Source organism: Cyanobium gracile PCC 6307 (assembly GCF_000316515.1).
GTDB classification, from domain to species: Bacteria; Cyanobacteriota; Cyanobacteriia; order PCC-6307; family Cyanobiaceae; genus Cyanobium; species Cyanobium gracile.
Genome location: NC_019675.1, coordinates 1,897,885 through 1,916,094, shown reverse-complemented (window position 1 = coordinate 1,916,094; position 18,210 = coordinate 1,897,885). Strand labels below are relative to the sequence as shown.

Sequence of the window (18,210 nt, the reverse complement as noted above, 5' to 3'; positions counted from 1 at the left end):
CTTGCAGGCCGCCTTGAACACCAATCGAATGGAGGCCTTCAGCGACGGCGTCCTGGCGATCGTCATCACGATCATGGTGCTGGAGATCAAGGTGCCCCACGACACTGAACCGGGGGCCCTTGTCCCCTTGATCCCCGTCTTCCTCAGCTATCTGCTGAGCTTCGTTTATGTGGGCATTTACTGGAACAACCATCACCACATGCTCCACACCCTCAAGCGTGTGAGTGGTCCCGTCCTGCTGGCCAACCTCCATGTGTTGTTCTGGTTGTCGCTGGTGCCCTTCGCCACCGGCTGGATGGGCCAGAACCACCGGGCGGTCGCGCCGGCCGCCCTTTACGGGGCCGTCATGGTCATGGCGGCCACGGCCTACTTCATCTTGCAGGAGCAGATCATCGCCGCCCAGGGCCCCGACTCCCTGCTGCGCCGCGCCGTGGGCCGCGACTGGAAGGGGCACACCTCCCTGACGCTCTACCTGGTGGCGATGCTCGCCAGCCTGCGCTCTCCGGCCATCGCCCAGGCGATCTATGCGCTGGTGGCCCTGATGTGGCTGATCCCCGATCGCCGCATTGAGCGGGTGCTGTCCGACTAGGCGCTCTGAACGTGCACCAGCTCCTCGGCCGCGAAGACTGCCGCCTGCTCCAGCAGGCGCCGTTCCTCCTCATCGGCCCGGGTGCAGGCGAAGCCGTAGCGGGCCCGCACCCGCTCGGAGGCCTGCCGCAGCGCCAGGGTGCCCCTGGCCCGCAGCTCCGCCACCGTCACGGTCTGGCCCGGGGCGAGGTGCTTGAGGATCACGGTGGAGGGGGAATAGAGGCGGCTCCTGCCCCCGTCCGGCCATTCCAGCATCAGCTCCACTTCCGGCATGGCGCCCCCCACCACCCAGCGAGGCCATTGTGAGCGGGGGCCATCCCGGTTGCGGTGGCGATCACGACAGGTTGATCACGACAGCACGATCAGGGCAGCGCCCCGAAGCCGGTGAGCGGCGCCTCTCCGCGCCAGATCGTCTCCTGCTGCCCCCCCGCCGCCAGCACCAGCCGCCGCTCCGCCGTGAACGTGCCGATCCGCGCCAGCAGCAGGCCGCCGCAGACGGCGACCCGCTCCGCCAGCCGGCCCTCCTGATCGGGCCGGGCGGCCAGCAGGAAGCCGAAGCTGGGGAAGCAGGTGAGCCAGGGCTCCAGCGCCACCCCCGCAGGGGGCTGGATCGCCCCCAGTTCCAGGGTCAGGCCGCAGCCGGCCGCCTCGCAGACCATGGCGGCGGTGCCCACCAGGCCGCCCATGCTGATGTCCTTGGCGGCATGGACGCTCCCATCGGCCGCCAGAGCCGCCATCAGGGCCAGCTGGCGCCGCAGCCGGGCGGGGTCGGCACCTGTGGCCGCATCCCAGCACAGGGAGTCGCCGCGGAAGCCGCCGTTCGGGTCGATCAGCAGGTGGCAGTGGTCGCCGGGACGGGCGGCGCGGGCCGAGAGCACCGGGCCGGCGGCCGTGCCCAGCACCGCCACCGCCAGGGCGTCGTAGGGGCTGTGCAGGTTGGTGTGGCCCCCCACCACCGGCACCCCGAACACCTCCGAGGCCCGGCGCAGGCCCGCCAGGATCGGTTCCGCCTGGGCGGCGCTGCGGCACCAGAGGCTGTTCACCACCGCGATCGGCCTGCCGCCCATCGCCGCAATGTCGCTGAGGTTCACCAGAACGCCGCACCAGCCGGCGAACCAGGGGTCGGCGGCCACCAGGGCCGGGTCCAGGCCCTCACTGGCCAGCAGCAGCGGCGTGGCCACCGGCGGCAGCAGGGCGGCGTCGTCGCCGAGGGCCGCGGCGGGACCCAGCTCGGGAAAGGGCTGGTGGGGGAAGGTGGCCGCCGGGGGCTGGATGTCGGTCTTGCCGGTGAGCCCGCCCAGGCGGCGCAGCCGGTCGGCGAGGGCCGCCAGATCAGGATCCTGCGGCCCGGGGCGACTCACGCCGCCGCCACCAGGGGGCGGCGTTCGTGGCCGGGCTGGTAATAGGAGAGATCGGCCTCCATCAGGTGGTGGGGCAGGCCGCGGATCTCCAGCGTGTCGATCGAGGTCCAGTGCAGGCGCTGGAAGAAGCGCACGTTCTGAAGTTGCACCGTGGCCAGGAAGCGGTCGCAGCCCCAGCCGTTGGCTGTCGTCACCGCCTTCCAGATCAGGCCCTTGCCGATCTGGTTGTGGCGGCGGTGGTCGCCGTGCACCCCGAGCCGGCCGCCGTACCAGAGGCGGGGCCGCTCCTCCAGGATCCGCACCACCCCCACCACGCCGCTGCCGCTGCCGGCGCTGTGGTCAAGGGCGGCGATGGGATAGGCGTGGCCATCCTTCTCATCCCGGTCGGTGGCCTCGAACAGATGCTGCTCCTGGCAGAAGATGGCGCTGCGCAGCTGCCAGTAGCCCTCCTCCAGGGGCGTGCCGCGCCGCAGCAGATGGAAGGAGAAGCGCTGGGAGCTGGCCGTCGGCGAGAGGCGGAAGTCCTCGGCCTCGATCGCCACCCCCCGCCGCACCGAGGGGGTGAAGGCGGCCGGCGCCGAGCTGGCGCTGCGGCCGATGTCGTGGCTGGAGGGGTCGATGAAGAACATGGCCGCGCTCAGGGGGTGCCCGGCTCGGGACCGGCTTCGAACAGGGACAGGGCCGAACAGGCGCCGCACTTGGCGCAGCCGGCCGCCATGGCCTCGGACCTGAGGTCGGAGGCCCGCAACCGGTCGCCCACCGCCGTGTACACCGCCACCATGAAGTCGGTGGAGGGGGCGGGATGGGCCTCCAGGGGGGTGCCGGCGATCGGCACGAAGGGCACCACGAAGGGGTAGACGCCCAGGGCGATCAGCCGCTCGCTCACCGCGATCAGCGCATCGGCGCTGTCCCCCAGGCCGGCCAGCAGGTAGGTGGACACCTGGCCGCGGCCGAACACCGCCACGGCTTCGGCGAAGGCCTCCATGTAGCGCTCCAGCCCCAGCTCCGATTTGCCCGGCAGGATCCGCCGCCGCACTTCTTCTTCCACCACTTCCAGGTGCATGCCGAGGCTGTCGACGCCGGCGTCCTTCATGCGCCGGTACCAGGCCGGGTCTTCGGGGGGTTCGCACTGGGCCTGGATCGGCAGGGCCACCCGGGCCTTGACGGCGGCGGCGGTCTCGGCCATCAGCCGGGCGCCCCGGTCGTCGCTGTTGGGGGTGCCGGTGGTGAGCACCAGCTGGCGCACGCCATCGAGACGCACCGCCGCCTCGGCCACCTCCGCCACCTGCTCCGGCGTCTTTCGCACGAGGGTGCGGCCATCCTCCAGCGACTGCTCGATGGCGCAGAACTGGCACGACTGGGTGCGGTCGCGAAAGCGGATGCAGGTCTGCAGGAGGGTGGTGGCCAGCACGTCCCGGCCGTGCAGCAGGGCGATCGAGCGGTAGGGGATGCCCTCGGCGGTGGCCAGGCCGTAGAAGCGCGGCTCGGGCGGGGTCTCCACGGCCAGGGCCCCGGTGGCGCCGCCTGCCGCTGCACCCGTGCCGCTCACCTGCAGGTCGCCTTCGGCGCTGGTACCCAGCCGGTAGGGCGAAGTGCCGGCCAGGGCGTTGTAGACGGGCACCATCACGGTGGTGCCGTCGATGCTGAGGGCGCGGTGATCGGAGGGGCCCGCCCCGCCGCGGCGGCCGGGGTTGCCCGGCACCGCCGGGTCGACCACCCCGCGCACCTGCAGTTCGGTGAGCCGGCGGCCCAGGGCGCGGCGATCGTGCTCAGCCATGGTGCAGTTCCTCCAGCACCGGCAGGCCCGGAGCCGCCTCGAAGCCGTTGATCCCCGGCTCGGGGGGGCGTTCATGCAGCTGGCGGGCGGGGCTGCGGTCGATCAGCAGCCCCAGCAGATCCGGGCGGCTGTAGTGGCCGACGCTGTCCATCATGCGTTTGCGTTTGGTGATCAGGCTCAGGTCGAGTTCGGCGATGGCCAGCCCCTCGCCATCGGGCAGCGGCCCGGCCAGGTAGCGGCCCTCCGGGCTGATCACCGCCGTGTGGCAGCCCCCCTGGCAGGCCTTCTGCAGCACCGGGTCCGGGGTGATGCGTTCGATGTCTTCCGGCTCCAGCCAGGCGGTGGAGGACACCACGAAGCAGCCGGCCTCGAGGGCGTGGTGGCGCAGGGTGACGGCGGTCTGTTCGGCGAAGATCGGCCCCACCAGCGACCCGGGGAACTGGGCGCAGTGGATCTCCTCGCCCTGGGCCATCAGGCTGAAGCGGGCCAGGGGGTTGTAGTGCTCCCAGCAGGCCAGGGCACCGATGCGCCCGAGGGCGGTGGGCACCACCTGGAGGCCGGCCCCGTCCCCCTGGCCCCACACCATCCGCTCGTGATACGTGGGGGTGAGCTTGCGGCGCTTCAGCACCAGCTCACCGGCCGCATCGATCAGCAGCTGGGCGTTGTAGAGGCTGCCCCCGTCGCGCTCGTTGATGCCCAGCAGCACGTGCAGGCCGAGCTGGCGGGCGGCGGCGGCGATGCGGCCCAGGGACGGGCCGGGCACCGTCACCGCCTGCTCGTAGAGCTTCAGGTGCGACTTGCCCATCAGCACCGGCGGCTCCACGAAGGAGAAGTAGGGGTAGTAAGGCAGGAACGTCTCAGGGAAGACGATCAGCTGGGCCCCGGCCGCGGCGGCCTCCTCCATGGCCGCGACCACCCGCGCCACCGATCCCTCCAGGCTGAAAAGCACCGGACGGATCTGGGCGGCGGCGACGGTGACCGTGGCGGGCATTCAGAGGGTCCAGGTATCGAGGATGAAGGCGCCTTCCTTGCGGTGCAGCAGCACGATGTCGAGCACGTCGAGGGGGTTGACCGGGATGATTCCGGGGATCAGGGCGCCTTCGCCGTGGCCGTAGAGGGCCTGGAGGGCGAAGCGGCAGGCGTAGACCTTGCCGCCCTGGTCCATGAACTTCTGGATGCGGGCGCCGAAGTTGAGGTGGCCGTCGAAGGCGGCGTCGCCCAGCTTGGGGAAGCCCCGCTGCAGCCCCAGGGTCACGCCGGGGCCGTAGAGCAGGATCGAAGTCTCGAAGCCCTTGTTGATCAGGCGGCTGGCCTGCAGCAGGTTCACCAGGCCGATGGAGCCCTCGAAGGCCACGGTGTGGAAGGTGACCAGGGCCTTCTCACCAGGTTCGGCCTTGACATCGGGAAAGACCTTCTCCTCGTAGTCGACGAGGAAGTCCCCCGTCTGGTTGGCGGGACGGCTGACCTGGGGCATGGGGAGGTGCGGTCGGTTGGATCGGCATGGGGGACCGTGCCATGGATGAACTTTTGTTCTGTGTCGCCGATGCCACCGAATCCCGGCGCCGGGTACCGGTACCCACGGCGCCCGGATGATCCGTGCCGGTCGTTACAGGAGGTATCGCCGGGGGCGGCCAGCATCGGCTCTCGTCAGGTGCCGGGGTTGGCTGTGGCAAGGGGTTCGGAGTCGGTGCAGCGGCACCCGGTGGTGGTGGTGGGCGGCGGCCAGGCGGGCCTGTCGGTCGCCCACTGCCTGCAGAAGCGGGGGGTGCGACCCCTGGTGCTGGAGCGCCACCGCATCGGCCATGCCTGGGGCCGCCAGCGCTGGGAGTCCTTCTGCCTGGTCACCCCCAACTGGCAGTGCCGCCTGCCCGACTTCCCCTACGACGGCGACGACCCCGAGGGTTTCATGGGCCGGGAGGAGATCGTCCGCTACGTGCAGCGCTTCGCCGACCACATCCAGGTGCCCGTGCGCGAGGGCGTGGCGGTGAACCGCCTGGAGGCGAGGGGCACGGGCTTCCTGCTGTCCACCGATGAGGGCGCCATCGAGGCGGAGCAGGTGGTGGTGGCCACCGGCGGCTACCACCGCCCGCAGCGCCACCCCCTGGCCGCCCGCCTGCCGGAGGCGATCCTGCAGATCGATGCCCGCGACTACGACAGCCCCGCCACGCTCCCCGCCGGACCGGTGCTGGTGGTGGGCAGCGGCCAGTCGGGCTGCCAGATCGCCGAAGACCTGCACCTGGCCGGCCGCCGGGTGCACCTGAGCGTCGGCAGCGCCCCCCGCTCCCCCCGCCGCTACCGCGGCCGCGACGTGGTCGACTGGCTCGATCGCATGGGCTACTACGCCATGCCGATCGACCAGCACGCCGATCCCAGGGCGGTGCGGGGCAAGACCAACCACTACCTCACCGGCCGCGATGGCGGCCGGGAGATCGACCTGCGCCGCCGCGCCCTTGAGGGGATGGTGCTGCACGGCCGCCTGGCCGAACTGGGCCACGACCGCATCCAGTTCGCCGGCGATCTGGCCGCCAACCTCGACGGGGCCGATGCCGTGCACAGCCGCATCTGCCGCAGCATCGACGACCACATCGCCGCCGAGGGCCTCGACGCCCCCGAGGAAGCGCCCTACGTCCCCTGCTGGACGCCGCCCCCCGGTCCGCCGGAGCCCCTCGACCTGGCGGCCGAGCCGCTGGCGGCGGTGATCTGGTGCACGGGCTACCGGCCCGATTTCTCCTGGGTGGAGGTGCCCGTGTTCGACGGCGCCGGCCATCCGGTCCACGAGCGGGGCCTCACCCGGGTGCCGGGCCTTTACTTCCTGGGCCTGCCGTGGCTCCACACCTGGGGCTCGGCCCGGTTCTGCGGCGTCGCCGACGACGCCGAGTACCTGGCGGAGGCGATCCGCCTGCGGGCCTCGCACCGGGCCGCCAGCCAGGAGCGGCTGGAGTGCACCGCCCTGCTGGGCACCTGAGCCCTCAGGCCACCAGGGCCGACCAGGTGAAGGCCAGGCCGATGCCCATCAGCAGACCGGCGGTGATGTTGACAGCACCGCTGGAGGCTCTGCGGCGCCAGCGCCGCACGGCCGTGAGGGCCACCGCCAGCAGCAGGCTCTGGCTCACCAGCAGTCCCACCAGATAGAAGCCGATCGGGGTCGGTTCCCAGCCGAGGACGGCGCCGCTGAGGGCGTAGCCGTGCAGCAGGAAGGCGGGCACCAGCACGGCCGGGGGCAGGCGCCGCGCCAGCACCAGGCCCGTCAGAGCCACCGAGAGGGCCACCAGCGGCTCGATCCAGGGGAAGCCCGGCAGGGCCAGCCCCAGGGCATTGCCCACCAGCCCGCAGCCCAGCAGGGCCAGCACCCAGCGGAACGGCTGGACGATGCCCACCAGGCCGATGGCCAGCAGGAACAGCAGGTGGTCGGGGCCCAGGATCGGGTGGGCCAGTCCGCTCAGCAGGCCGGTGAGGACACCGGGCTTCATGCCGGTGAGGTCCATCAGGTGGTGCGCCGAGGCCGGGGCGGCCAGCAGCAGGGGAACGGCGCACAGAGCGATCAGAGCGATGGGCAGGACGCCGCGCCGCTTGGCCAGGGAAGGCAGGTTCATGGATGGATCTCCGGTCCTCGCCGGCAGGAATGGTGTCGTGGGGGGTGAGCGTTCTGACTGAGGACGCCGGGGCGGGGGGCCACGGTGTCCATCACAGCTGCGGGACAGCGGCGGACTTGGGTCACCCCGCACCGCCTTTCCTCCTTGCGTCCTCCCCGTGAAGGGGAGGAACCTCCTGCGCGCCATCCTCCCCCCTTAGCGGTCAGAAGCTGCGGTCATCGGGCGGCAACGTCACGGGCTGCGGGCACAATGGGCGAACGGTTCCCGGGGTCCACCTCCGGGAGGAAACGAGGAAAGTCCGGTGCACGGCAGGGTTTTCCCTTCCACCATTCCGGCGCTGTCCCGCAGCTGTGATGGGGTCACCCTCAGCCAGAACGCTCGCCGTGAACCGTTCCTTCCATCCCCGGCGCGGACCGGGACCCTCGATGACCCACTTTTCCCGCCTGCGCTCCTGGACCCTGCTGGGGGGCGCCGCCGCCCTCGGCTTCGTGCTCGTCGGCCAGCCGGCCCAGGCCCATGGCCTGGCCCACGGTGGCCTCGGCTACGGCTTCCTCCATCCGATCACCGGGGTGGACCACCTGCTGCTGCTGATCGGTGTCGGTGCCGCCGCTTCCTATGTGTCGGGCCAGCTGCTGCTCTGGGGCCTGGCCGGCGCGGTGCTGGGGGGCCTGGCCGGGGCCATGGGCTTCACGATGCCCTTCGCCGAGGTGCTCGCCGCCCTGGCCATCTCGGCGGTGGCCCTGCTGACCCTGAACGCCCACCGCGAGGGCCGCAGCCCCGGTCTGGCTTTCGGTGGGGGCCTGGTGGCCGCGGCGGTGGCCCTGCACGGAGCCCTGCACGGTGGTGAGGCCCCGGCCGATGCCTCGGCCTTCGGCTGGTGGGCCGGTGCCCTGGCCGCCTCGGTGCTGGTCAGCGGTGGTTCCTTCCTGCTGATGCGCCGCCTTCCCCTGGTCTGGACCGCCCGCCTGGCCCTGCTGCTGGCGGTGCTCGGCGGCGCCCTGGCCCTCGTTCCCCTGACCGCTCAGGCCGGCTGAGGCCCCTGCACAAGGGCCGCCGCCAGCGCCAGGGCCCCCTGGCAGGCATCGCCGGCGGCCCCCACCAGCCGGCTGCCCGGCAGTGCCAGGTCCAGGCTGCGGCCGAAGGGCCTCCGCAGCTGCTCCAGATGGATCAGCGCTCCGCCCATCGGGCACACCGCCGGCCCCACCAGATCCAGGCCCCGGGCCACCCCCGCCGCCATCGCCGCCAGCGCCCCGGCGTTGCGCTCCATCACGGCGATGGCCTGGGGATCGCCGCCGGCGGCCAGCCGGTCGAGCACCGGGGCCAGCCGGGCAAAGCCGGCGGGGCCGAACCCGTCGGCCACCACCAGCGCCTTGAGCCGCTGGGGAGCCTCCGGATCGTCCGGGTCCAGATCCAGGGCCTGCCACAGGGCTCGCCGCAGGGGGGTTTCGGCGAGGCGCCCATCGGCCATTCGCAGGCTCAAGGCCAGGCCGTCCCGGCCGATATCCATCGCCGAGCCCGCCCCATCCAGCAGCCAGCCCCAGCCGGCGCAGCGGTGCTCCCGGCCGCGGCCGTCGCGGCCGACGGCGATGGTGCCGGTGCCGCTGATCACGACGATGCCGGGGCCGGCAGGGAACGCCCCGAGCAGGGCGGTGCGCTCGTCGCCGGTGACCACCACCCCCTCCGGGGCCAGCCCCAGGGCGGCGGCCGCCAGGGCCCGCCCCTGCTCCTGCACCGCCGTGCCCTGCTCGATGCCGCTGGCCCCCACGGCGGCCGCCACCAGCACGGCCGTGCCGGCGGACTCGCCGGCGTCGATGAGATGGGCCCGGGCCCGCACCAGGCTCTCGCGCAGGGCGGCCCCGAAGCGTTCGGGTCCCTCCGGGGCGGCCAGGTGGCACACGCCAGGGCCGTCCCCTTCCCCGACCACCGGGCCCAACCCCGGCGCGAGGCCATCGGCCACCAGGGCCAGGCGGCAGGTGGTGTGGGTCTGACCGGCGTCGAAGCCGGCGATCAGTCGCATGGCGCGGGAGCCGCGGAGGCCGCCGCGGCGAGGGTGGCGAGGCTGAACAGGGCGATCAGCTGCACCTCCGGCCGGAAGAAGATCGTGTCGGTGAGGCCCTGCACCCCCAGCCCGGCGAACACGGCCACCGCCGCCAGGCACGGCAGGGCCAGGGGGGCGCTGCTGCGCCCCTGGCCCAGGCCCACCTTCACGGCGCTCAGCAGCAGGCCCAACCCCGCCAGCAGCCCCGGAATGCCGGCCTCGACGAGCAGCTCCAGGGGGATCGAGTAGGCGCTGAGGGCGTTGAACTTGGGCTGCTGGTACAGCGGATAGATGAGGTTGAAGGCGCTGTTGCCGGGGCCGATGCCGATCCAGGGACGGTCCTGGATCATCGCCAGGGCCGAGGTCCAGACGTTCAGGCGGAAGTTGTTGGAGCTGTCCTCCCGGCCCGCCAGCAGGCTCATCACCCGCACCCGCAGCGGCTCCACCTGGGTGACCAGCAGGACCAGCACCACGGTGGCGCCGGCCAGCAGCAGCAGGGGGAACAGGCGCCGCCACAGGGGCGGCCAGTCGCGGGTCTGGCGCAGCACCAGCAGCAGGGCCAGCACGCCGAGGGAGGCCACCATCCCCATCCAGGCGCCGCGGCTGTAGGTGAGCACCAGGGCCACCAGGCCCAGCACCAGGCAGGCCAGGGCGAACAGGCGCCGGCCCCGCCCCTGCCAGCGCAGCAGGGCCACCACGGCCAGGGGCAGGATCGGCAGCAGGTAGCCCCCCAGCAGGTTGGGGTTCTCCAGGGTGCTGTAGATGCGCACCGTGCCTTCGGCGACGGAGTTGCTGTCCGACCAGCGGGCCAGGGCCCCGGGGGCCTCGTAGAGCTGACGGATGCCGATCACGCTGGTGACCAGTTCACCGGCCAGCAGGGCGCCCACCAGCCTGTCCCACCACACCGGCGCGGCCGCCAGCAGCTGGCGCATCAGGGCGTAGACGCTCAGGTAGCTGAGCAGCTTGACCAGCCCCACCAGGGCGGCCTTCGGCACCGGCGAGAAGCCGGTGGCCACCACCGCCACCGCGATCACCAGCAGCAGCCAGGTGTTGATGGCCCCCAGGCGCCCCGGCGGGGTGCGCAGGGCCCAGACCACCCAGAGCAGGGCGCAGGCGGCGATCAGCAGGCTGAGGCCGGAGCGGGTGACCAGGGGCAGGCCGGCCAGCAGAGCGCAGAGGATCCAGCCGGCCAGCAGGGGCAGGTGGGCGCCGAGGCGGCCGGCGGGCAGGCCGGCCAGCAGCCCCTGCCAGCGCAGCAGCAGGGGCACGGGAGCTGGGGCAGGCACCATCAATCCGCGGCGGCGTCGTCGCGATTATCGACGCCGTCGCCCGTGGCTTCCAGGCGGGTGTCCAGATGGCGTTCCAGCTCGGCCAGCGGCGGCAGCGGGGCGCTGTTGCGGCGGTAGAGGCTGCGGTGCACCGGCTTGTCCTCGGCCAGCACCTGGGCTTCGCGCTCGGTGGCCACCGGCAGGGGATTCACCGTGGGGCCGCACGCCTCGGGCCCGGCCAGCTCGAAGGCGCCGCTGGCCTCCACCAGCTGGCGCATCGGGGCGATCAGGGCCTCCACATCGCTCTGCAGGAACAGGCGGCGGCCGGGGGCCAGGGCCGCGGCGATCGCCAGCAGCAGGGCGGGCTGCAGCACCCGGCGTTTGCGGTGGCGCAGCTTGAACCAGGGGTCAGGGAACTGCAGCGTGACCAGTTCCAGCTGCCCGGCCGGGAGCAGCGCCAGCCACTCCGGCAGGTTGACGTTGGCGTTGCCGTAGAGGAAGCGCAGGTTGGTGAGCCCGTCCCGGCGGCGGTCGGCCTCGGCGGCCTCCACCAGGGTCCGGCGGATCTCCAGGCCCAGGTGGTTGCGCTGCGGCGCCAGGGGGGCCATGGCCAGCAGGAAACGGCCCCGGGCGGAGCCGATGTCGAGGTGGAGGGGCAGGGAGGGATCGGCGAACAGCTCGACCAGCGGCGGCAGGGGCCGCGCCAGCTGGTGGATCCGGCTGAGGGGATTGACGTGCTGACGCACCATCAGAGCGGCGCGGCGGTGCCCCCGGGCGGATCGTTGGGCACCAGGAAGCCCCAGCTGGCGGTGTAGCCGTGCAGATGGGTGGTGCCGCCCACCGGGCCGATCTCGCCGTTGCAGAACAGGCCGGCGATCGGCACGGTGCCGAACACTTCCCGGCAGAGGCTCACGTCACCGTCGGCCTCGCCGTAGAGGCCTTCGCCGCGCCCCAGGCAGGCGAACAGGAAGGCGGCCAGGGGCTCGCTGCGGCGCCGGGCCTGGCCGGCCAGCAACTGGCGGGATTCGTCGCGGGAGGCATCGGCATCGCGGAGCTGGAACTGCACCTTCTGGCCCACCCGCATGCGCTCGCCCACCGCCACCGCCCCGTTGCGGGGGTCGACGCCGATGAGGTTGCGCACCAGGAAGGAGCCGGGAGCCTCCGGAACGGGGGTGAGGTCGGCGGTGGGGAGGCTGAAGTCGCTGCGGCCGACGCCGAGGAACAGGGAATGCTTCACCTGCTCCCGCTCGGCGGGGGTGAGGTCGGTGAGGATCGACTGCAGGGCGGCCACGGGGCTGTTGCGGGTGCTGCCGCAGCTCACCTCGATGACCACGTTGCGCTGGGCCTGCTCCACCTCCAGCACCGGGCCGATGGGCCGGCAGCCCTGGGCCACCAGCGGATCGAGCCGCCAGGCCCCCTCGATCACACAGCCCACCGCACCGGTGCGGACCGTGTCGGCGGGGTCGCCGTCGCTGCCGGCGCTGCCACCGCCACTGCCACCCGTGCCGAAGATCAGCGAGCCGTGGGCGGCGCTGTGGGGGCCGGCGATGCCCCCCACCTTGGTGATGTTCGGGTAGGCGTAATCGAGGCCGCTGATCAGGTCGTTGATGGCGGTGCCGGTGGGATCGAGCAGCAGCAGCATCGACTGGCCCTCCTCCAGCTCGGCCCCCACCCGCTCGCGCCAGGGCTCGGCCGGACCATCGAGGTCGGGCAGGGAGGTGGTGTCGATGGCGAAGGGGCGCAGACGGGCGCCGGGCAACCGCAGCAGGGTGACGGCCAGGGCCGGCTGGTGCTCGATCTCATGGGGGACCCCCGCCGTGTCGGTGCCCACCACGCCGCCGCCGACACAGCCCAGCCAGTGGGCGGCGTTGAGCTTCTGCTGCAGCAGGGGCAGGAGGCGGGGCAGGTCGCTGGCGTAGCTGGCGGAGGCGAACACCAGGGCCAGGTCGGCCTCACCGGCACCCCGGAGCTGCTCGAACACCTGGTTGACGGCTTCCTGGAGCGAGGCATCCCGGCCGAGGGCGGTGCGGCACCAGGGGCCGCCGGGACGACGCTGCAGCCAGGGAAAGGAGGGGAGGGAACCCATGAACGGACCCTATCGCCTGGGGGGCACACGGATAATGGCGCCTTACCGAACCGAGCGGACGTGCCGGAACAGCTCTATCGCTCCCTGGTCTGGCTCGACGTGCGGCTGGGGATGCTGTTCGCCGTCGGGCTGCCGCTGGTGCTGCTCGTCTGGGCCGCCCTGCGCAAGGAGCAGGCCCTGGTGCGGCTGATGGGCCTCTACTGGAAGGTGGCCAGCCTGCAGCTGATCGCCCTGCTGCTGCTCACCGACAACCGCCCCGCCGGCTTCCTGCTGCTGGTGCTGGCGCCGCTGCTGGTGGTGGCGGCCCTGTGGTTCTGGGTGGATCTCAACGAGGAACTGGCCGACATGCCCCCCTGGCGGGCCCTGCCGCTCACCCTGCGGATCTGGCGCTGGAGCCTGACGCTGCTGTCGCTGGGCGGGGCGAGCCTGGCGGTGACCGCCCTGCCCTGCATGGGCGGCGCCGGTCTGCGCCTCTGCCGGGCCTGGCTGGAGGCGCCTGTGGGGTTGCACGGCGTGGTGGCAAGGGTGTTCGCCTTCGTGTTCGGCGGCGAGTGGACCCCGGGGGTGGCCGCCTTCGTGGGCTACGCCGCGCTGGTGGCCTACGCGGTGGGGCTGCTGCAGTGGCTGGTGGTGCGCCTGCCGCGCCTGGGCCGGGTGGCCGGCGAGTTCTGAGCTGTTCTTCGGTGCTGTCCCCCATGACCGACACCACGTCCGACGCCGCTTCCGTTGCCGCCCTGCTGGCCGCGCTCGAGGAGATCAGCCGCCAGCGCCCCGACCGGGTGCTGCGCCTGGTGGGCACCCTGCCGCTGCCGGAGTCGGATCCCTCCGGTACGGGTGAGGAACCCTTCGAGCTGCTGATCTTCCGCGGCTTCTCCAGCAGCGTCACCCACCCCACCGCCTTCGATCCCGACCAGCCGGCCCTGCCGGCCTCGGCCCGGATCACCGCGGCCCTGCTGCTCGCCGGGCCCCTCAACCCCAGCGACGAGCGCTGCCTGGCGGGCCCGCTGCCGGCGGCGACCTACCTGGATCCGGGGGCCTGGGAAGGAACGGCAGGTCCACGGTCGACAGGATGATCCCCCAATTCCGATTGGCCCGTCCCGTGACGGATCTACGCCGCACGGAGGTGCTGTACGGCGAGGGCCTGGGGCTCACACGTCTCGACCATTTCGACAATCACGACGGCTTCGACGGGGTGATGCTGGGAGAGCCGGGCGGGGCGTATCACTTTGAATTCACGTACTGCCGAACCCATCCCGTCGCTCCATCGCCCACCCCGGAAGACTTGCTGGTGTTCTTTATTCCGGACAGGCAGGACTGGCTGAACCGCTGTGAAACCATGCTGGCGGCGGGATTCACGGCCGTGGCCTCCCTCAATCCCTACTGGGAGAGGGACGGGCGCACCTTTGAAGATCACGACGGCTATCGGATCGTGCTGCAGGGCGCGCCCTGGGAGGGGTGAGCCGCGGCAACGGCGGCGATCGAAGGCGTGTTGGCAGGTCTCGGTAGAGTCGCCGTCAGTGAGCCCACGATTGGTTTGTTCCTGCCAGCCCTTCGATTCGTGGTTCCCCTGGGCGGTCTGGCGCTGGCCCTGGCCCTGCCTGCGGCGGCCCGAGCCGGCACCTGCGAAGACAGCTTCGCGCAGCATGGCAATCCCATCTCCGGCACCCGTTTTCAGGCGCAAGTCACCATCGACGACCTGACGCCACCGGTGGCGATTCGCCAGCTGCGCGGCATCGCGGCCACCAGGGGCTACGACATCCTCAGCGAAGAGGCGGACGACGGCAGCATGCTGCTGGAGCAGCCGCGATCGGGCTCCGCCCGGCCGTTCCCGATCATCGCCACCGCCCTGGCCGAGCAGGCCGCCTCCAAGGTGAAGCTGGAAGCGAAGTTGCCGGCGGGGATGCTGGCGGGGGCCGGTGGGGCGCGCAACGAACTCTGCGCCATGTTGAACGCCGTCAAAGGCGGCCCGGAAGGCATCGCCGCCGCCGAGCGCAGCCAGGGGGCGGTGTCGTCGGCCGGCCCGGTGGTGATTGATGCCCTGGTCCTGTCGCAGCAGATCTCCCAGGAAGCCGACACCAACGCCGCCTCGATTCCCTCCCGCTACCAGGGCAAGACCTACACGATCAAGGGTCGGGTGGCCTCTGTGGCCAAGGACGGTGGCGCCTACCGCATCGACTACGACATTCCCCGCTCCACCAACGACCTGGCCATCCGGTTCGGCAAGTTCCGCTTCCTCACCCAGATCAGCTGCCTGGCCGCCAAGGGCCAGGGCGCCTATGCCCTGTCGCTGCGGAATGGCCAGGGCATCCGGCTGACCGGCCAGTACAAGGATTACGACCCGTCCCGGCACGTCATGTGGTTTGAGGGCTGCCGGCCGGTGGATTGACGGGCGGCTGACAGACAAACCCAGGCGGGCTGGCCATCATGACGGGGCTGTCAGGAGGGCCATGGCTGCCAGGGACCCGATCCGGGACTTCTTCAGCTTCCTGCTGGGGGGCGTGCTCTTCACCATGGGGGCGTTCCTGTTCTTCAACCAGGTGATGGTGAGCTCCGTGCCGATGGGCCTGGGCTTCCGCTTCGGCCGGCGCTTTGCGGGCGGCTGGGGTGGTGCCGGTGCGGCCTGGGGCGGCGGCTGGGGCGGCGGTTTCGGGCTGTCCCAGGGCCTGGGCGGCGGCTTCGGCCTGCTGCTGATCCCGCTGACGATCGGGGTGTGCCTGCTGTTCGCCCTGCGCAACCAGCGCTGGGGCTGGTTCCTGGTGCTGGCCTCGGTGGCGGCCCTGGCGGTGGGCGTGCTCCAGACCCTGATCATGAGCTTCCAGCCCACCTCGCTCTGGAACCTGCTGACGATGTTTGCCCTGATCGGCAGCGGCGGCGGGCTGATGTTCCGTTCACTGATGGCCTACGACGATGGCAAGGACCGGCAAGAGCGAGCCGAACGCGGAGAGCGGCAAGACCGTTGACGACCTGATCGTCGAGATGGAGCCGGTGCCGCCCGGGGGACGCCCCCCGAAGCCACCGGTCCTCCAGCGGCTGCTGGTGGTGGTGCTCGTGCTGCTGGGCTTCGGCGCCGGCTGGGCGGCGGCCGGCCTGCGCGCGTCCCTGGCCGAGGGCCAGAGGGCCGTTGGCAGGGGCGAGACCCGCCAGGACCTGCTCGCCGATGGCTGGGTGGAATCCGATCAGGGGGTGTTCACCCGCCGCTGCCAGGGGATCTGCCGCAGGCCCCGGCTCTATGGCGGCGGCATCGTCGATGTGATGGAGGTCGCCTGCCTGGAGCGTCCCTGCGGCCAGATCGAGGCGACGTTCGCCGTGCTCGACGGCCAGGGCCGGGAGGTCGACAAAGTGGTCGAGACCAAAAACGGACGCCAGGGGGAACGGCTGCAGCTCGTGATCGAATCGACGAAGCCGCAGTCCCGCAGCTTCGCCTTGGTTGACTTCCGTGCCAAGGCCAGGGTGGAGTGAAGCTCGTTTGGGGTTCACCGCCTTGAAGACACTCCCCTTCGACGACGGCGCTGCCATGCCGATGCTCGGCCTGGGCACCTGGAACGCCCCTCCGGGCGAGGTGGGCGCCGCGGTGACGGCGGCGCTGCAGCTGGGCTACCGCCACATCGATGGCGCCGCCATCTATGGCAATGAGGCCGAGATCGGCGAGGCCCTGGCCGCGGCGATCCGCTCGGGCCTGGTGCGGCGGGAGGATCTCTGGATTACCTCCAAGCTCTGGAACAACGCCCATGCCCCCGAGGACGTGGCCCCGGCCCTGGAGCGCACCCTGGCCGATCTGCAGCTCGACCACCTCGATCTGTATCTGATCCACTGGCCCGTGGCCTTCCGGCCGGGCGTGGTGATGCCCGAGAGCGCCGAGGATCTGGTGTCGCTTGAGACCCTGCCGATCGCGGCCACCTGGGCGGCGATGGAAGCAGCCGTGGAGCGGGGCCTTTGCCGCCACATCGGCGTGAGCAACTTCGGCATGGCCACCCTCTACAGCCTGCTGGGGCAGGCGCGCATCCGGCCGGCCATGAACCAGGTGGAGCTCCACCCCTACCTGCAGCAGAAGGGGCTGTTCGCCTTCTGCGAGGCCCACGGCGTGCACCTCACGGGCTATTCGCCGCTGGGGACCCCGGGCCTGCCCCCCCAGATGCGGCCCCCCGGCCAGCCGGTGCTGCTGGAGGACCCCACGATCACGGCGATCGCGACACGGCGGGGCTTGACGCCGGCCCAGGTGGTGCTGGGCTGGGCGCTGCAACGGGGCACCGCCGTGATTCCCAAGTCGGTGTCGCCGGCGCGCCTGGCCGAGAACCTCGCCGCCGCCGAGGGCGAGTTGGCCCCTGAAGACATGGAGGCGATCGACGGGCTCGACCGCAGCCATCGCTTCATCGACGGCTCCTTCTGGGTGAAGGAGGGCGGCCCCTACACCCTGGAGTCGCTCTGGGCCTGATCAGGACGCGCAGCAAGCTTCGAGGAGGGAGTCAGGCTCCCTGGAGAGGGACTGGCAAGCGGTGACGGAAGGGTTTCCGTTGGATCCCCCAGGCCGTGCTGACGCCGCCTGAGCTGCATCAGAAACGTTGCGGCATCTTCCTCAAGCCGCCGGCCGGTGAGCGACTTGATGAATTTGTCAAAGGGATTGAGGTCGACAAGGTAGTTGCCGATTCTTACGCCCAGGGGCTCCAAATGCTTGCCAGGCAGTTCGACCGTCAGTAGCGGGTAGTGACGACCTCTCAAGAGCTGAAGCAACCAGAACACATCACTCTCTTCTTCGGGCTTCTCGCCTGGTTTCGGCTCAACGGCACTGCCGGCAATCGTGTCTTTGTCAAAGGAGATGACCGCGGTGAGGTTGAACAGCTGACTTCGTTGGATGAGACATTGCGTCTGGCCTCTCGTGGGTTTCACGCCCAGTCCAGCAACATCAAGGAAGCGAGCAAAGGCTCTGATGGGAATGGCACTTTCTGTATCGCTGATGTCGGGAGCCAGCAGCAACGACGGTTGGGACAGGATCGAGGCCCCCTTCAGGCCCGCATTGTCGAGGGCAGCCGCGATGTGTTGGGATACCTGCTTCTCTGTGCAGGGTTCCACCGCCTGCCTGCCCTGGTCGCCACTCAGGCACTCCAGTAACGCAATGTACTTGCACCCGAGGCTATGCCCCAGCCAGAAGTAGTTGGCCTGCTCCTGATAGAAGGTATTGCCCGTGATCGTGGAAAGCTCCTTGCGAAGAACATCCTGCTCTTTCAGCAATCCGATCGCAATGTCCCAATGGCGAAAGCTGAATCGGAAGGGCAGGGCAATGATGGTGTATCCCTCTTCAAATAGCCGTCTCAAGAAATAGCGATAGAAGACGGTTGGGAAGCTGCCGAAGAAAGCGCCACCCATGAACTGGATCACCCCTTTGGGTTCGGGATGAATCGCAATCCAGCTATGGCTGATCGGTCTGAACCTGAAGGCTGGTGCCATGGTCGTTCACCATGAAGGATGTATTTGCGAAAGCTATGCTTAAATGAATGGCGGAGA

Annotated in this window: 22 protein-coding genes and 2 riboswitches; of the genes, 10 read left to right on the top strand and 12 right to left on the bottom strand. The window is 71.1% G+C overall.

All coding sequences use genetic code 11. From position 1 onward, the window contains the following. The first annotated feature begins 13 nt into the window (after positions 1-13). On the top strand, positions 14-589 hold the full coding sequence (locus tag CYAGR_RS09275; RefSeq protein ID WP_156818432.1) for a TMEM175 family protein: 576 nt from the start codon (positions 14-16) through the stop codon (positions 587-589). On the opposite strand, the gene CYAGR_RS09270 is transcribed toward CYAGR_RS09275, so the two are convergent. From CYAGR_RS09270 to CYAGR_RS09245, 6 genes are all read right to left on the bottom strand, one after another. Further along, entirely contained in the window at positions 586-861 is a 276-nt protein-coding gene (locus CYAGR_RS09270; protein ID WP_015109541.1) for an MSMEG_0570 family nitrogen starvation response protein, read from the bottom strand. The genes CYAGR_RS09275 and CYAGR_RS09270 overlap by 4 nt on opposite strands. An 89-nt stretch (positions 862-950) precedes the next feature. Next, positions 951-1,949 (bottom strand): sll0787 family AIR synthase-like protein, encoded by a 999-nt coding sequence (locus CYAGR_RS09265; protein WP_015109540.1) that lies wholly within the window; start codon positions 1,947-1,949, stop codon positions 951-953. After that, positions 1,946-2,578, bottom strand: a complete 633-nt coding sequence (locus tag CYAGR_RS09260) for an MSMEG_0567/Sll0786 family nitrogen starvation N-acetyltransferase (RefSeq protein WP_015109539.1) — start codon at positions 2,576-2,578, stop codon at positions 1,946-1,948. The genes CYAGR_RS09265 and CYAGR_RS09260 overlap by 4 nt, the downstream gene beginning before the upstream one ends. 8 nt (positions 2,579-2,586) lie before the next feature. Continuing rightward, complete coding sequence (locus CYAGR_RS09255; RefSeq protein WP_015109538.1) at positions 2,587-3,726, bottom strand: MSMEG_0568 family radical SAM protein; 1,140 nt, start codon at positions 3,724-3,726, stop codon at positions 2,587-2,589. Further along, positions 3,719-4,717, bottom strand: a complete 999-nt coding sequence (locus CYAGR_RS09250) for a Nit6803 family nitrilase (RefSeq protein ID WP_015109537.1) — start codon at positions 4,715-4,717, stop codon at positions 3,719-3,721. Before CYAGR_RS09250 ends, CYAGR_RS09255 begins: the two co-directional genes overlap by 8 nt. Continuing rightward, positions 4,718-5,200, bottom strand: coding sequence for an MSMEG_0572/Sll0783 family nitrogen starvation response protein (locus CYAGR_RS09245; protein WP_015109536.1), 483 nt, complete (start codon positions 5,198-5,200; stop codon positions 4,718-4,720). It lies immediately after the preceding gene. Positions 5,201-5,377: 177 nt separating this feature from the next. On the opposite strand from CYAGR_RS09245, the gene CYAGR_RS09240 reads away from it, so the two are divergent. Beyond that, positions 5,378-6,691: an MSMEG_0569 family flavin-dependent oxidoreductase gene (locus CYAGR_RS09240; protein ID WP_015109535.1), complete on the top strand. Its 1,314-nt coding sequence runs from the start codon at positions 5,378-5,380 to the stop codon at positions 6,689-6,691. 4 nt (positions 6,692-6,695) lie between these two features. Here CYAGR_RS09240 and CYAGR_RS09235 read toward each other — a convergent pair whose 3' ends face one another. After that, positions 6,696-7,319 (bottom strand): HupE/UreJ family protein, encoded by a 624-nt coding sequence (locus tag CYAGR_RS09235; protein ID WP_015109534.1) that lies wholly within the window; start codon positions 7,317-7,319, stop codon positions 6,696-6,698. A 26-nt stretch (positions 7,320-7,345) separates the two neighbouring features. Beyond that, a riboswitch (cobalamin riboswitch) is annotated at positions 7,346-7,510 on the bottom strand. Positions 7,511-7,563: 53 nt separating this feature from the next. After that, positions 7,564-7,719, top strand: a riboswitch (cobalamin riboswitch). A 25-nt stretch (positions 7,720-7,744) separates the two neighbouring features. Between CYAGR_RS09235 and CYAGR_RS09230 the strand changes: the two genes are divergently transcribed. Then, the gene (locus CYAGR_RS09230) at positions 7,745-8,353 is read left to right on the top strand and encodes a HupE/UreJ family protein (protein ID WP_015109533.1); all 609 of its coding nucleotides are present in this window, start codon (positions 7,745-7,747) and stop codon (positions 8,351-8,353) included. Here CYAGR_RS09230 and CYAGR_RS09225 read toward each other — a convergent pair. Genes CYAGR_RS09225 through CYAGR_RS09210 form a run of 4 tightly spaced genes read right to left on the bottom strand, consistent with a single transcriptional unit; the run spans position 8,341 to position 12,711 of the window. Beyond that, a complete protein-coding gene (locus tag CYAGR_RS09225; protein WP_015109532.1) occupies positions 8,341-9,336 on the bottom strand; it encodes an N-acetylglucosamine kinase in 996 nt (331 codons plus the stop codon). The two genes, CYAGR_RS09230 and CYAGR_RS09225, sit on opposite strands and share 13 nt — an antisense overlap. Then, the gene (locus tag CYAGR_RS09220; protein ID WP_015109531.1) at positions 9,327-10,646 is read right to left on the bottom strand and encodes an IctB family putative bicarbonate transporter; all 1,320 of its coding nucleotides are present in this window, start codon (positions 10,644-10,646) and stop codon (positions 9,327-9,329) included. The genes CYAGR_RS09225 and CYAGR_RS09220 overlap by 10 nt, the downstream gene beginning before the upstream one ends. Then, entirely contained in the window at positions 10,646-11,371 is a 726-nt protein-coding gene (trmB, locus tag CYAGR_RS09215) for a tRNA (guanosine(46)-N7)-methyltransferase TrmB (protein ID WP_051017223.1), read from the bottom strand. Before trmB ends, CYAGR_RS09220 begins: the two co-directional genes overlap by 1 nt. A gap of 2 nt (positions 11,372-11,373) precedes the next feature. After that, positions 11,374-12,711, bottom strand: coding sequence for an FIST signal transduction protein (locus CYAGR_RS09210; RefSeq protein ID WP_015109529.1), 1,338 nt, complete (start codon positions 12,709-12,711; stop codon positions 11,374-11,376). Between the two features lie 60 nt (positions 12,712-12,771). Here CYAGR_RS09210 and CYAGR_RS09205 point away from each other — a divergent pair, with 60 nt between their 5' ends. The 7 genes from CYAGR_RS09205 (at position 12,772) to CYAGR_RS09175 (ending at position 17,143) form a co-directional block, all read left to right on the top strand. Next, the gene (locus tag CYAGR_RS09205) at positions 12,772-13,383 is read left to right on the top strand and encodes a DUF3177 family protein (protein ID WP_015109528.1); all 612 of its coding nucleotides are present in this window, start codon (positions 12,772-12,774) and stop codon (positions 13,381-13,383) included. 23 nt (positions 13,384-13,406) lie between these two features. Continuing rightward, positions 13,407-13,784, top strand: a complete 378-nt coding sequence (locus tag CYAGR_RS09200; RefSeq protein ID WP_015109527.1) for a DUF7734 family protein — start codon at positions 13,407-13,409, stop codon at positions 13,782-13,784. A gap of 14 nt (positions 13,785-13,798) precedes the next feature. Then, positions 13,799-14,170, top strand: coding sequence for a VOC family protein (locus CYAGR_RS09195; RefSeq protein WP_216593341.1), 372 nt, complete (start codon positions 13,799-13,801; stop codon positions 14,168-14,170). Between the two features lie 99 nt (positions 14,171-14,269). Further along, complete coding sequence (locus CYAGR_RS09190) at positions 14,270-15,097, top strand: hypothetical protein (protein ID WP_015109525.1); 828 nt, start codon at positions 14,270-14,272, stop codon at positions 15,095-15,097. 61 nt (positions 15,098-15,158) lie between these two features. Next, a complete protein-coding gene (locus tag CYAGR_RS09185) occupies positions 15,159-15,671 on the top strand; it encodes a hypothetical protein (protein WP_015109524.1) in 513 nt (170 codons plus the stop codon). After that, entirely contained in the window at positions 15,619-16,170 is a 552-nt protein-coding gene (locus tag CYAGR_RS09180) for a hypothetical protein (RefSeq protein WP_015109523.1), read from the top strand. The genes CYAGR_RS09185 and CYAGR_RS09180 overlap by 53 nt, the downstream gene beginning before the upstream one ends. A 22-nt stretch (positions 16,171-16,192) precedes the next feature. Next, positions 16,193-17,143 carry an aldo/keto reductase gene (locus CYAGR_RS09175; RefSeq protein ID WP_015109522.1) on the top strand — a complete coding sequence of 317 codons (951 nt, stop codon included), beginning with the start codon at positions 16,193-16,195 and terminating at the stop codon, positions 17,141-17,143. Here CYAGR_RS09175 and CYAGR_RS09170 read toward each other — a convergent pair. Further along, the gene (locus tag CYAGR_RS09170; RefSeq protein WP_015109521.1) at positions 17,116-18,153 is read right to left on the bottom strand and encodes a DUF1350 family protein; all 1,038 of its coding nucleotides are present in this window, start codon (positions 18,151-18,153) and stop codon (positions 17,116-17,118) included. The genes CYAGR_RS09175 and CYAGR_RS09170 overlap by 28 nt on opposite strands. Positions 18,154-18,210: the final 57 nt, after the last annotated feature.

What these genes read in the sequence shown, in the direction of transcription:
- CYAGR_RS09230 (WP_015109533.1), top strand. Translation starts at nt 7,745, where the DNA reads ATGACCCACTTTTCCCGCCTGCGCTCCTGGACCCTGCTGGGGGGCGCC.
- CYAGR_RS09235 (WP_015109534.1), bottom strand. Translation starts at nt 7,319, where the DNA reads ATGAACCTGCCTTCCCTGGCCAAGCGGCGCGGCGTCCTGCCCATCGCT.
- CYAGR_RS09170 (WP_015109521.1), bottom strand. Translation starts at nt 18,153, where the DNA reads ATGGCACCAGCCTTCAGGTTCAGACCGATCAGCCATAGCTGGATTGCG.
- CYAGR_RS09225 (WP_015109532.1), bottom strand. Translation starts at nt 9,336, where the DNA reads ATGCGACTGATCGCCGGCTTCGACGCCGGTCAGACCCACACCACCTGC.
- CYAGR_RS09250 (WP_015109537.1), bottom strand. Translation starts at nt 4,717, where the DNA reads ATGCCCGCCACGGTCACCGTCGCCGCCGCCCAGATCCGTCCGGTGCTT.
- CYAGR_RS09270 (WP_015109541.1), bottom strand. Translation starts at nt 861, where the DNA reads ATGCCGGAAGTGGAGCTGATGCTGGAATGGCCGGACGGGGGCAGGAGC.
- CYAGR_RS09220 (WP_015109531.1), bottom strand. Translation starts at nt 10,646, where the DNA reads ATGGTGCCTGCCCCAGCTCCCGTGCCCCTGCTGCTGCGCTGGCAGGGG.
- CYAGR_RS09200 (WP_015109527.1), top strand. Translation starts at nt 13,407, where the DNA reads ATGACCGACACCACGTCCGACGCCGCTTCCGTTGCCGCCCTGCTGGCC.
- CYAGR_RS09185 (WP_015109524.1), top strand. Translation starts at nt 15,159, where the DNA reads ATGGCTGCCAGGGACCCGATCCGGGACTTCTTCAGCTTCCTGCTGGGG.
- CYAGR_RS09180 (WP_015109523.1), top strand. Translation starts at nt 15,619, where the DNA reads ATGGCAAGGACCGGCAAGAGCGAGCCGAACGCGGAGAGCGGCAAGACC.
- CYAGR_RS09255 (WP_015109538.1), bottom strand. Translation starts at nt 3,726, where the DNA reads ATGGCTGAGCACGATCGCCGCGCCCTGGGCCGCCGGCTCACCGAACTG.
- CYAGR_RS09260 (WP_015109539.1), bottom strand. Translation starts at nt 2,578, where the DNA reads ATGTTCTTCATCGACCCCTCCAGCCACGACATCGGCCGCAGCGCCAGC.
- CYAGR_RS09210 (WP_015109529.1), bottom strand. Translation starts at nt 12,711, where the DNA reads ATGGGTTCCCTCCCCTCCTTTCCCTGGCTGCAGCGTCGTCCCGGCGGC.
- CYAGR_RS09245 (WP_015109536.1), bottom strand. Translation starts at nt 5,200, where the DNA reads ATGCCCCAGGTCAGCCGTCCCGCCAACCAGACGGGGGACTTCCTCGTC.